This is a genomic window from Hymenobacter sp. DG01, from assembly GCF_006352025.1.
Lineage (GTDB): Bacteria > Bacteroidota > Bacteroidia > Cytophagales > Hymenobacteraceae > Hymenobacter.
In genome coordinates this window covers 251341-263356 of sequence record NZ_CP040937.1, presented here as the reverse complement: position 1 = coordinate 263356, position 12016 = coordinate 251341, and the positions used below count along the sequence as shown (strand labels likewise).

Annotated in this window: 13 protein-coding genes; 5 read left to right on the top strand and 8 right to left on the bottom strand. The window is 57.8% G+C overall.

All coding sequences use genetic code 11. The features are described 5' to 3' along the window. The first annotated feature begins 1 nt into the window (after position 1). The 5 genes from FGZ14_RS21370 to FGZ14_RS21350 all read left to right on the top strand — a co-directional run bounded on the left by FGZ14_RS21370 (position 2) and on the right by FGZ14_RS21350 (position 3137). The gene (locus FGZ14_RS21370; RefSeq protein WP_139926433.1) at positions 2-424 is read left to right on the top strand and encodes a hypothetical protein; all 423 of its coding nucleotides are present in this window, start codon (positions 2-4) and stop codon (positions 422-424) included. A gap of 46 nt (positions 425-470) precedes the next feature. Then, positions 471-1061 carry a hypothetical protein gene (locus tag FGZ14_RS21365; protein WP_139926431.1) on the top strand — a complete coding sequence of 197 codons (591 nt, stop codon included), beginning with the start codon at positions 471-473 and terminating at the stop codon, positions 1059-1061. Between the two features lie 8 nt (positions 1062-1069). Next, positions 1070-1255: a hypothetical protein gene (locus FGZ14_RS21360; protein ID WP_139926429.1), complete on the top strand. Its 186-nt coding sequence runs from the start codon at positions 1070-1072 to the stop codon at positions 1253-1255. Further along, on the top strand, positions 1252-2283 hold the full coding sequence (locus tag FGZ14_RS21355; protein ID WP_139926427.1) for a Fic family protein: 1032 nt from the start codon (positions 1252-1254) through the stop codon (positions 2281-2283). The genes FGZ14_RS21360 and FGZ14_RS21355 overlap by 4 nt, the downstream gene beginning before the upstream one ends. Positions 2284-2564: 281 nt before the next feature. Further along, positions 2565-3137: a hypothetical protein gene (locus FGZ14_RS21350; protein WP_139926425.1), complete on the top strand. Its 573-nt coding sequence runs from the start codon at positions 2565-2567 to the stop codon at positions 3135-3137. A gap of 80 nt (positions 3138-3217) precedes the next feature. On the opposite strand, the gene FGZ14_RS21345 is transcribed toward FGZ14_RS21350, so the two are convergent. The 8 genes from FGZ14_RS21345 to FGZ14_RS21315 form a co-directional block, all read right to left on the bottom strand. Then, positions 3218-5758 (bottom strand): T9SS type A sorting domain-containing protein, encoded by a 2541-nt coding sequence (locus tag FGZ14_RS21345; protein ID WP_139926423.1) that lies wholly within the window; start codon positions 5756-5758, stop codon positions 3218-3220. A 31-nt stretch (positions 5759-5789) separates the two neighbouring features. Beyond that, the gene (locus tag FGZ14_RS22215; protein WP_257883434.1) at positions 5790-5915 is read right to left on the bottom strand and encodes a hypothetical protein; all 126 of its coding nucleotides are present in this window, start codon (positions 5913-5915) and stop codon (positions 5790-5792) included. Continuing rightward, the gene (locus FGZ14_RS21340) at positions 5900-6193 is read right to left on the bottom strand and encodes a hypothetical protein (RefSeq protein WP_139926421.1); all 294 of its coding nucleotides are present in this window, start codon (positions 6191-6193) and stop codon (positions 5900-5902) included. The genes FGZ14_RS22215 and FGZ14_RS21340 overlap by 16 nt, the downstream gene beginning before the upstream one ends. Before the next feature lie 11 nt (positions 6194-6204). Next, positions 6205-7218, bottom strand: coding sequence for a hypothetical protein (locus tag FGZ14_RS21335; RefSeq protein WP_139926419.1), 1014 nt, complete (start codon positions 7216-7218; stop codon positions 6205-6207). Positions 7219-7516: 298 nt separating this feature from the next. Beyond that, positions 7517-8086 (bottom strand): hypothetical protein, encoded by a 570-nt coding sequence (locus tag FGZ14_RS21330; RefSeq protein ID WP_139926417.1) that lies wholly within the window; start codon positions 8084-8086, stop codon positions 7517-7519. A 57-nt stretch (positions 8087-8143) separates the two neighbouring features. Beyond that, complete coding sequence (locus FGZ14_RS21325) at positions 8144-9049, bottom strand: hypothetical protein (protein WP_139926415.1); 906 nt, start codon at positions 9047-9049, stop codon at positions 8144-8146. Positions 9050-9177: 128 nt separating this feature from the next. Beyond that, the gene (traM, locus tag FGZ14_RS21320; RefSeq protein ID WP_139926413.1) at positions 9178-10812 is read right to left on the bottom strand and encodes a conjugative transposon protein TraM; all 1635 of its coding nucleotides are present in this window, start codon (positions 10810-10812) and stop codon (positions 9178-9180) included. A gap of 6 nt (positions 10813-10818) precedes the next feature. Beyond that, positions 10819-11964: a DUF4138 domain-containing protein gene (locus FGZ14_RS21315; RefSeq protein ID WP_139926411.1), complete on the bottom strand. Its 1146-nt coding sequence runs from the start codon at positions 11962-11964 to the stop codon at positions 10819-10821. Positions 11965-12016 lie beyond the last annotated feature (52 nt).

Below are 12016 nucleotides of genomic sequence, written 5' to 3'. Positions count from 1 at the left end.
AATGGTAGAACCCACGCTATTTGATCTACTGGAACAACACCCGGTATTATGTGCCACTCCCTTCTGCCAGTGGGCTGCCCTGGGCCGTGCACCCTATACCCCGTCCCAACAAACCCGACTGCGTAACGCCCTGCGGGAATTACTAGGGCAGCTTACCACGATGCAGCGTGCTGCCAACGGTGGCCACTATCAGGGCCTCGCGCAAATTCTGCTACGCGCTGACATTAATGCCCGGGCCTTACTGGGCCGGCAGAGTGCAGCAGCCTACGCCTGGCTAACCATTCACTGGCGGCAACCACAGCCCCCGGCTGAAGTAGTACAGGCCTGGAAAAGCGGGCTCAGCCAGCTAATCGGCTGGGTCCGTCACCATACCCGGGAACTCCCCATGACGCAGGCTCACCCTCGGTTGCAGCAGGCCGCATAGCCGCCCATTTCACGAAACGACTTCATTCATTTTCAACCTCCATTCTATGACTCTTTACCGAAGCCAAGATGCTGACTCCGCAGGCGGAGAGCCCTCTTACGCAGGCCTGGCAGCCCGGCTGAAAAAGCTGCCAACCTACGACCATCCCAACCAGCAGGCGCTACTAGACAAGCTGGCCAGCGGAGAGCTGGATTCCGAAGAATGCTTGCACCTCTTAACTCAGGATGCGATAACCCGCACTCAGCAGGCCCAGGACCATGCCCGCCAGATTAAGGAACATGATACCCTGCAGCAGCAGGAGCAGGAGCAAGCTCAGCAGAAGCTGAACGATGAAATAGCCAGTAATGCCGCGCTGGACGAACCAATAATGGTCAACGCCGACGGCACTACGGATACGGATACTGACGCTCCTGCAGAAGCCGCTGACACGCCCCCTTCGCCGGTAGCGAGTACTCCGAAAAGCAGCACCGGCAACAGTAGCACTACCAGGGCCCACGGAGCATTTGCGGAAAGTGGGCTGAGTGGCAGCAGCGGAAGTTTTTCAATTGACGATGCCGGTGGCTTTGATACGCCAGCTGCAGGCAATCATGCCGAGCTAGACGAGGACGATGAAAGGGGACCTGGCTTTGAGGACTGACCTGCCCAATGAAGAAGATAAGCAGGATTCTGAAAGGCGATAAGCGAGTGAACAGCGTGGATTTTCTGCTCGATGGAGCGGAGCTACCCTACGCTGAAAAGCTAGGCCGCAAGCGCCAGAGTGGGCGCACCACCAAAACCACCTTCCCCCCATCATCGGCTGACTCGGAGGCCGAACAACCTTCCTTAACATGAATTATGGTTACGGCAGCGGTGACGTACCGCCCAATAAATTAGGTATAACCGATCCGGAGGTCATGCGGGCCGCCCAGCAGGTAACAACAGACTTCCGCACGGGTGAAATGCGCGAGGGACTGAAGGTAATCCGGGGCAACTTCGATACGGACCACTTCCGCAAGATTCACGAGTACACCATGCAGGATGTGTACCAGTGGGCCGGCCAGACCCGCCAGGATCTGAAGGAAAACACCAACCAGGACATATCACGGGACCGGCAAAGTGTGGCCACCAGCGACCCGCTTGCGTTTGCTGAGGCTGGCAAAGTCAACACCCGCCTCGATGCCATCAGCGCCGACCTCAATAAAGAGGGGGGCTTAAAAGGCCTGGAGCAGGGAGAGTTTGTCAAGCGCCTGGCCACGTACTATGATCAGTACTATCAGGTAGCACCCTTTCGGGCTGGTAATGATGCCGTTCTGAACATTGTAACCGAGCAGATAGCTAAGCAGGCGGGCTATGATGTGCAGTTGGAAAACGCCCCTGGAGTGAAGATTGCGGCCGACAAAACATTGGCCAAGGATGCTTCCAAAGGGGACCGCAGCGACCTGGAACAGGCCCTGAACGCAGTAACGAAACCGGCCCCTGGCCCGGAGGCCGAATTAGCCCGGCGCTCCAGCCTGCGGGAGAATGAGGTGCCCATGACGAGGGAACGACATGAGGCCATCCAGACCCGAGAACTCAATCAGTCCGGTATGTTTATTCAAGATACACTTAGCGGGCGGGTGGGGGGAAAAGACACTTACGACTTACTACGCCAGACTCAGCAGGAAATAAGCCGGGGCCAAATCAACGACCAAAACCTACAGGTAGCCCGGCAGATCGGCAACTCCCTAAAGGGGCAGGGGATAGACCCCTACATCGGCCGTTTTGAGAAGGCAACCGCCGAGCTGGCCGAACTCAAAGGCTACTATGTCGAGCGCCCAGGTCCGGAGCGAGGAACTGCCTTGCCTGACCGGGCACCAAGCCGCAGCGAACAGGAACGGTAGACGCCGCCGTATTCAGACGTTATCAGCACAAAGCCCCGGCCATTGGCCGGGGCTTTTTCGTGCTCCAGGGGCAGCAGGGCAAGAAAAATATTTTCAGGCCAATTACGAGTACCCTATCAAAATTACGTATTCCTATACGGAGGAGCATTTCAGCCCCTACCCACCGGCAGCACTCGCTGCCTCATAATAAGCCCTTAGGGGTCAGGCCTAGCTTAACAATCCCGCGACGGCCCTTCAATACGAGTACCATGAATACAATCAATTTACTTACCAATCCCCTTATGACAATCGAGGATATCCGGAACCTGCCGGACCTCGACACAGCGGCTTTCGATGTAGAGTCCATCATTTCTTCAACCTCCGAGGATTTTCAGCACCGCCTACACTCAGTCGAGGCCCAGCTACTGCATTTGCCAATCGAGGTCGCCTTTGGGTACTCAGCAGCGGGCAAGGAGCTGTTTCGGGTCAAGGGCAACGCCCTTGCCGTGCAGCTCACACCCGAACAAAAACAGCTAGTGCGCGGGGGAATTCTAACGCATAATCATCCCGATGGCTCGTTTTTCAGCGTTGGTGATGTAGGCGAGGCCCACGATATGGACCTGACGGAATTGCGGGCCGTTAGTAACCGAACCCCAGCTGTGGTATTTAGTATGCGGCGGCCGGCCCGAGGCTGGAGGAAGCCCCTTTTTGCGTACTACATAAGCCGAGAGGAACAGCGTTGTATCAACGAGGTAAAACAGCCCGACCAGACGGATGCGGAAACTGTAAGACTAGCCAATGCCCTATTCAAGGAACAGTATGCTGACATACTCCGAAAATTTGGGCTGACTTACGAAGTGCTGCCTTTACAGTAGCGCAGTGAGCCTACGTTAACCGCATAAAAAAAGCCCGACCGCAAATGGTCGGGCTTTTTTGTTCTTGCAGCAGGCGGGCCTTATTCTACCACAAGGCGGGCTACTTGCCGGCCGGCAGCTGATTGCACCTCGACCAGGTACAGGCCGGGAGCATAACGCTCCAGCATCCAGTTCCACTCAACCACGGCCGCGGCGGGTAGTTGCTGTGTTGTCACTAGCTGCCCTGTAGCGGAGCGGATAGTTACCTGCACCGGGCTGGCCAAGTTGCGGAGGCCCGTAAGGCGCAGGTGGGCTTGCTGGCCGACGCTGGCCGGATTCGGCCAGACTGTAAGCTTCAGGTCCTGAGCAGCGGGCTGAAGCGTGATTACATTGGAGTAGGTATTGGTGCCGTCCAGATCCACCTGATGCAGGCGGTAGTACGTGAGCTGGGTTACAGGCTGGGCATCCACCAGCTCGTAGGCACGCTGCTGGGAGGAGGTGCCGGCAGCCTCTTTGCGGCCGACAACTACAAAGCGTTGGCCATCGGTGCTGCTTTCCACGTCGAAATAAGCGCTGCCTTTCTCCGAGGCCGTGGCCCAGGCCAGTGTAGCCCGGCTATCTTTCCCCAACCGCCCCGTAAAGCGCACCAATTCCACCGGCAGGGGCTTGCTTGGCGTAAGCAGCAGGGTTGTCGAGTAGACATGCTCCCCGTCGCGGTGATGAAGCTCTACCTTATAGTAGGTGGGTACGGAAATCAAGGCTAGGTTCTGTAGGTAGGAAGTGGCACGTACTGAGCTATCCTGCGTGATAGGGATGCGGGTGCCCACGGCCGTAAAGCGGCTGTTATCCTCCGAAGCGTAGAGCTGCAGATAATCAGCACGATAATATGCCGGTACTCCAATCTTTAGATTAGGCTCATTTGCGGACAGGGAACCCCCGATAGTGGGCGCCATCCGGGCCGCGCGGAAAGTCAATGGTATACCTGACGTATAGATTGGCTGGCCGTTAGCGTCCAGCACGTATTCCACTAAGGCCAGCTCGTATTCATGCCCGATATCGGGGTTACGCATATACAAGGTCGTGTCCTGCGGCCCCCGATAAATGCCTCTGCTAAGTAAATAGGTGCTGCCGCTCATCAGTGACCGAGGATCGAGGTCATTATCAAACCGGATCTGGTTATAAAGGGTACCATCCACAGGCTGAAACAACGGGCCACGGCCAGGGCGTACTTCCTGCGCTATTAGCAGAAAGTGCGTGCCGCTGCCTGGCTTCCAGGCCAACTGCGTTATACCATCGTAGTAAGTAAATGCCGAGGAGAAGATAACCCGTAGATCAGTAGCGGGAGCAGCCGTTGGGGCGGAGTAGGTCTTGACCAGACCGTAAGCCGGCGACTTGCTCAGCAAGTAGGTAGGGGAGCCATCGGCAGCTACATTGTACTCGTACACCTGCGCCTGATAAAAGGAGTCCGGCTGCAGGTTGGTAACCGTAACGGCACTATCCTGGCCAGCATACACGACAAAAACGCCGGGGCGGGTTTGCCCTCCCTGGCCAAATACCGGCGAAGCAGGGTAGGAAGTGTTCTGCGTTGGCAGCAACAGTCCATTTTGAGTAATCGGGCTGAGCACCACGATGCGGCCAGCACCGTCGCCATTCGTCCACGCAATTCGCGCCGTGGTAGCCGTGGTGTCAGTTTGAACCAGATTTGTAGCCGCAACCTGGGGCTCGGTAGTGCCGCACACTGGCACATCAAAAAAGGCCGTATCGACAGGGGCAGCGTAGCCGGGATTGGCGTTGGTGTTATTGCCCCCAGCGTCCCGCTCATTCAGGTACTCGTAGGTTACAAACTTGTACCGCTCCCCTGGTACCAAGCCATAGAGCGTAGCCGTAGAGTCGGGGCCAATGTTAACGGCGTAGGCTTCCGGGCCTACCGTTTGCCCCCGCCCATACATATTGTTGGGAAAGTAGTACTGGCCGGTCTGGGGCTCAGTGCTCAGGGTAGTTGCATCAGCGCCACTGGGAATCCGCTGTACTACCATTAGCCGGCCATCGCCGTTGCCGCGAGTCACCACCAAGCTTGCAGTTGAGCAGTCAATAACCGTGGCGGAGGCCCCGGAAGCCCCTTTCGTGGGAGGAGTAGCCGTTGAGCAACCGGGAGTGGTAAAGTAGAGCGTAGTCGTAGAATCAACCACTGAGGGCGGCAGGCTGGTGTAAAAGGGACCAGACCCGACAGTGTTTATGGTTGAATCGTAGTAGGCAATTACATCAGCCCGGTACCGAGTGTTCGGCTGCAGACCGCTGATAGTAGCAACGTGGCCCGTATCAGCATACACTACAAACTGCCCAGGGGCAATCTGCTGGCCAGCGCCGAAAAAGGGAACGGGAATATACGTGGTGCCCGTCAGCGGCTGCGGGTTGTCGGTGGAGGAAGATACGGCCTGCATAACGAGCAGGCTCTTTTTGCCTTGGTAAGAGTTTTTGTCAAACCGAACTGACTCCCACGTAATGGTAGCTTGGTTGCAGCGCAGCATACTGGCCGGCAGATGAATGGCTGAATCAGGGGGCAAAACCATCATGGCCTGGGCCCGCAGGGTGCAGCAGAGGACCAGCAGCAGGAAGGCCAGGCCTTTTGTAAAGATTTTCATGGGTAAACGGGGAATAGGGATTTGGAACAGACTAAGGGCGGGTGGGTGAGCTGGCCAGCACGCGGTAGGTGCAGTAGGGGAGCAGCACCAGCACCAGGCCGCACGTCATGGCGACCTGGAGAAGAATTCGCAGCAGCTGCATCATAAGGGAAGGCATGAGCCAACGGCGAAGGCGAAAACCGCAATGCCAGCAACAATCAGGGCCGCCGCCGATAAGTCCCGCAGGATGCGACGCCGGAAGGAGCGCCGCTGCCGAGGGCCGCGTAGATGAGCCGGATAGGGACGGGCCGAACGGGGCCGTAGGGTGGCGTAATCGGGCGTGAAGGAGGACGAGGCAGGCCTAGTGTGCATCCACTGACGCACGCGCAGGGCCAGCGTCGAGCACCGACTAACCAGTGAGGGCGGAGTTACCCGAGACAGTGAGGACTGATTCATGGGTTTTCTAGTTAGTAGTAGAGGTAGGAAAGCCAGAGGCCATCGAGATTTACCGGCAGCAGGGAGGCGGGTAGCAGCTGGATCTGAGCGCGGGTTTCGCGCAGGAAGCGCCGGCCAACGGCGTAGGTGAAAACCAACAGCAGCAGCAGGGCAGCTGTCAGTGGCATTGTCATCGAGCTGATGGTAGTCAGCACGGAGGAGGCTAGCAGAACCAGCAGTACCAGGCCAGAGCCGATAACGAGCAATACCGGCAGCACCAGCAGCAGCCACGGACGCCGGGCTAGTTGCCGGGCCACCTCTACCGAGTCGGGCCGCAGGCGGGCCGGGCGTGCCAGCCAAGCCTGAGCTACCGTTTGCCGGTAAGCAGAGAGGCGATGAAACAGCAGGCCGCCGAAACCCAGCGCCCCCAGTAAGGGCAGTAGGAACAAGGGCCATAATGCAGGGTCCGGGCCAGCGTTGTAGATATAGAAAATCATGGCCAGGGCCCCCACCAGCAGCAGCGGGATTGACTGGAGCAGCCACCGGAACATTGAAGGTTCGGGAATCCCGCCCTTCAGGGGAGGCTGCCAGCTAGCATCCAGATCGGGCAGAAAAACCTGTGCGTCCTCACCGCCCATGGCCAGCAGGCGCAAGTGAGCCAGCCGCCGCTGCCGTAGCCAGGTAGCGGCTTCCGTATCGGCGGGCTGCGGGTCACACAGAATTTTAGCGTGCAGGGTATCGAAGCGGTCAGCTTCCTCCGGACTTGTTTGCAGCAGCACATCCGGCACGAGCTGGCCCCGGCCCGTGAATAGCAAGGCGCTGGTTTGGATGCCGGCCGTCTGCAGGGTTGCTACTATCTGGGCGATACTCAGGCCGACAAGGGCACGGGTTTCCGGCTTCTGGCGAAGCAGCCCTAGGGCCACTACTTCCGCCTGCTCGATGCTGATAAGAGGGGCCGGCAGCAGCTGATCCTGCCAGCTACGGTTGTGGGAGGGAGCAAAGGCAATAGCCTCGGCATAGGCAGTAGAGGGAGTTTGCGTTTCCATACCAGCAGTCATGAAGGGGTTGAAGGAGAAAAGGCTGAGGTCATAAAAAATGGGTTGATGGTTGGTGAAATGCGATTAAATTTATTAGCAATGCAATAACGCTAAAAACCCCTACAAAGCGATTAAATATAGTTGCGTGTTAGGGCCAAAAAAGGCGGCCTGCAGAAGCAGACCGCCGAAGTGAAAGGAGGCTAATACGTTGGTTTTAAAGCTAAAAAGCCCCCTGATCAAGCGACCAGGGGGCTTTTTCCTTCAGTACCGTTAAGCTATTGCATAGCACTGTAAAGCTACCAAAATCTTAGCGAAAATGGAAGCGTAGCCCGCCCCCTACGTAGCGCGGCCAGCTCGTAACTGGCGGGCGAAAGGCCAGGTAGCCTTGCGAGGCCTGTCCGGAGAGTGAAACCCAGTTTGCCAAATACACATCGGCCGAAAGCCCTATTTCCGGACCCGCTGAAAAACCCTGCGTTACCTCTCGGTTGCCGCCCGTTGCTTCAGACGCGGATTGTTCCAGCCGGTCATAGCGGCCGTGGAGCTGGAACGGCAGATGCACGAACACTGTCTCCCCGATTTTGAACAGCTTTGGCGCAATTCCCAAGCCCAGGTCATACCCATAGTAGGGAGTGTTAGGACCCGTTTTGGAGTTGTCGATACGGCCCGACTCACGCAGGGCAATTACGTCGAAGCGAACTTTATCACTGAGAAAGCGAGAGTAGCCGAACCGGTAAAAGGTGCCCTCAGAGGCCTGGCCATATTGCAGGTTGAAGCTGTTGAGGTGTTTTACCTGTCGCTGAGCGTGGGCCACCATCGGTTGACCCAGGCCAGATATGCAAACCGCGCCGATAACGGCGACGCGCAGTAGTGGGTTCATAGAAGTAGAGTTAGTACCTGAAGGTGAGTGAGAAGCTGAGTAGTGCTGAAATCAGGATTAATAGCCGGGGTGCTGCGTTTCCAGCATGCCTTGCATGGAGGCCACGAAAACCTGCTCCGTAACGGCCTGCTCGGTAGCTAGCTGGGTTGGGCCTTTGACGGCTGAGGAAGCAAGCAGGGATTCCGCCTTTTCGCGGTATTCCTGGGCCTGAGCCATATTGTCGGAAGCGTGCGCCTGAGCAAGCACCCGCTCCCCGTCCGTCATAGAAAACTTGCCCTGGGTGTTCAAGCCATCCTGCAGTTCGACAGCCTGAGCCGAGAGTTCGTCGGCCATTTTTTTATAGCGGAAGGCCATAGCCACTTTCTCCTGCTGATTGCTGTTTTCCAGCGCGAGGGTATTAAGCACAACCAGTTCTTTCTGCGACTGTAGCTCCAGGGCGTTGCGCCGGGTGCCGGTGGTGCTCGACACCACGTTGTACATTTCCTTTACCTGCAGGGCATCAGCGTCTGTGGCCGAGGCCAGCAGCTGACCCATGCGTGAGCCCTGGCCAATGGAGGGCAGCGCATTGCCAAGATTCATATTGGCCAGGTTCGTAATCATGGTTTTTAGATCCCGCATGTTGGAGATCTTCAAATCCTTGACGGCCGCAACCTTCTTCAGGTCCTCCCGAATCTGGCGCTGCAGGGCTAGGCCATCTTCCGTCAGCGACTTCACCTCACCGCTAATGTCACGGATGCGGCTTGATATATCCTTGGCGGCACCAGCAATGTTGCGGGCATCCTGGATAACCTTGAAGTTTTCGACGGTTTTCAACCAGTCCTGAGCCTTCTTAGCGAATTCTGCCACCTGTACCCCGATATGGGGAACGTCCGTGGTCAGGAACTGCGCGGCAGCAGGCCTAGGAATGGAAGATAAAACCACCCCGCAGCAGAGCGTCAGGACGGCATGCTTGTAGTATTTCATGGAAAAAGGGGTTAAAAGTGAACAAAAGACTGCCGTTTGCCGGCTGAGCTACTGACCCTCGTAGGCCGCCTGGAAGGCAGCAACCCAGCCGAGCAAAAAACAGGTAAAGTCAAATGGAAGGAACCACCTTAGCGGCGCTGAGCCTGCTGCATCTGCATGGGCGTAGCATAGGCCGGAGGCAGATTATCGTAGCCCGGCTGATTGGGATACCCACCCTGGCCCACGCCCTGTAAAAGGGGGCTTTGCATCGGGTTGCCATCCTGACCCATTGGGCCAGTGGGCTGCGTTACGCCGCCCTGCTGATAGGCGCTGCTGGCCGTGCGGCCCGTGCGCGTGAGGAGCACCGGATAACCATCGGGGAGCGTAACGTCGCGCAGGCGAACCCCGCCCTTAGGCAAGCGGCCCAGCATCGTTACCCCGGCCCGGCCGGCAATGCCCTGCCAAGAGTTTGCAGCCTGTGAACTTTGCAGAATAGCCGTGCTGATTTCCTGAGAACCGGCCTGCGTCATGGAACTGCCTATGCCTTCCTGCCCCTGCGGCTTTACTCGTTTTGCCGGGTCAATCATAATGCCGGGCATGTAGCTATAGTTGTATACTTCAACGCCCACCTTGTACTGACCCAAGCGGTCAATGGTGAGCGTTACCCGGTTGCTTTCAACCGTGGCCAGTGCGGCGAAAACCATGTTGCGGGGGAAGGTTACCCCGCCGAACGTAGCTTCTTCCGACAGGCGAAGCATTACCACGGAACCCGTGCGGACCAGCTGAGTGCCTTGGATGCTGCAGCGATAGAAGATATCCGGCATAATCATTTCCTCATCAGCCGGATTGGCATTGCTGCCCCGGTAGCGCACCGTATTAAAACCGTCCATACCGGGTATGTAGGCCATTTCAGCCCGGCGCTTGTCCGACTCCGATACCTGTTGCTGCTGGCTGGCCAGCAGGGGACGGAAGCGGCGGCCGGTCATGCGCTCGTAGTTTTCATGCACGCCCTTCGGCAGGTTCGAGAGCATCATGTTGATTTCGTCGTTTGTCTCGAAAAGCGTTCCGTCCTTGTCGCGGGTTGGGCGGGGCGCGGCATAACTCTGTGCGTTCATATTGCCGGTTGAAGTGGCCGACCATTCCTGACGGCGGGGGGAAGTGCCAACGGCCACCCGCTGGCGGGTAGTCGTCTGCTGAGTGTATTGGCCAGTGGATGGATCACGGCGCGTTACCTGTACCTGCTCCGTGTTGTTGGCGTGAGCCGTTTCAGCGGCACGCTGGCGGTTCGCGGCCTGCTCCGCCGCCGTGTATTCCGGCTGGGCTACAGGCTTAGGCTGGGGCTGGGAAGTAAGCAGCTGCTCCGGGACGAGTTCTTCCGGCTGATCGGGGCGCGCATCTTCGGCCATTGCCTGATCGACGGCCGCAATCGGCTCCTTCGTATCGGGAGGAGTGGGCGTTTGGGTGAGGGCATCCATTTGCTCCGTGGAGGCCGCAGCTACCGGACCGGAAGTTGCCGCCTCATTCTCCAGTGACAACCAGATAGCAGCTACCCCGCCCAGAATTAGCACAACTAGGCCGATAAGCACGGTCATTTTGTTGTCGAGAAACTTTTGGCCCCAGTTTACTTTCTCCTTTACCGGCTTTTCTTCAACCGGGGAAGGCACAGCCTCCCCTGATTTCATCTGCGGTTCTGCCGCACCGGACGTATCGGCCGCTGCAGGGGGAGTGGGTGTTGGCTGAGGGGCCGCACCCCCAATTGGCTCCATGTTATCAATCGAGTTCATAAACGCTTACTGGATAAAGGTGGGAGCCGTATTAATTACATGGCTGGGCACGCGCAGCTGAATGGCGCGGGCTCCGCTCAGTTCGCGCAGCCCTACGGAAAGGTGCCCTTCATCCGTGGCAGCGAACAGCGGCACGGCGTAGTAGATATAGCCCGTGGAATTACCCTTTACCCGTTGATTGGGATGGCCACCGGCCGGCATCATCGGGCGGCGGGCCTCGTTGCGCTTCTTGCCCATGAAGCGCTTTTTGTCGTTTTCAACCAACGTGAAGTCGGCAAAGTCTACCTGGTAGTCAATGCTGCTATGGTTGACCAGCTTAAAGCGCATGTAAGTGAACTGCTTATCGTTGCGCACGTTGGCCAAGGAGAAGGAAAGGCGGTTGTCCACTACGGCAACGCTGTGTACTTCTTCCTTGAAAAGGTCCAGGCGCCGCAGCATGGCATTAATGCGGGCCTTCTTGCTGGCCGAGCGGTCCATAGCTAGCTCATTATCGGGGCCAACACCGGTAGAGGTTTCCTGCAGGACCGCACCCGTGCCCGTCTGCATCCCCCCGGCCGTAGATTGCACGTCCCCGCTTAAATCAACCTGCACATCCCCAACAATGGCATCCGGGTTACCCAGCATTTCCGCGCCGGTCAGGGACGCGGGAGCCGGGGGCGGGTTCAACGCCCCTGGCTTGGTGAAATCATATAACGTCAGCACTGGCCGCTTCACCGTTACTAAGCGCCCCATCCAGTATTTGCTGCCGTGGCGCACCAGAATCGGCGTAGGGGGAGAGGACTTTTTCCGAGCGCGAATGAAAACCGAGTTGGCTTCAATCTTCACTAGGTAGTTATCCATCATACCCACATCCACCAGCGATACCGAGCCGGGAAACACGATGTATGTTGTTGAGCTGTCCGACACGGCTACATCGAGCAGCGTAGGCGTAGCCCCGGGCGGGGTCGGTGGCGGGGGCGTAGTTAAGCGCTGCACCGTGAAGTGCTGCCCCTCCGTAGTGTAACCGCCCTGATGGTAGCCAGCGGGGCCAGCGGCGGGAGTCGGAGCCGGCGCGTAGGCGGGCAGTTGGGCAGGAAGGGGCTGAGCGCGACGTTGCGCGTGAAGGGCTGGTGCTGCAAGTAGTCCCAGGCCGATCAGGATATGAAGTTTCACGAGTTGTAGGGTAAGAAGTGTAGGGGAGGGAAAGCACCAGGACCGGCCGGCC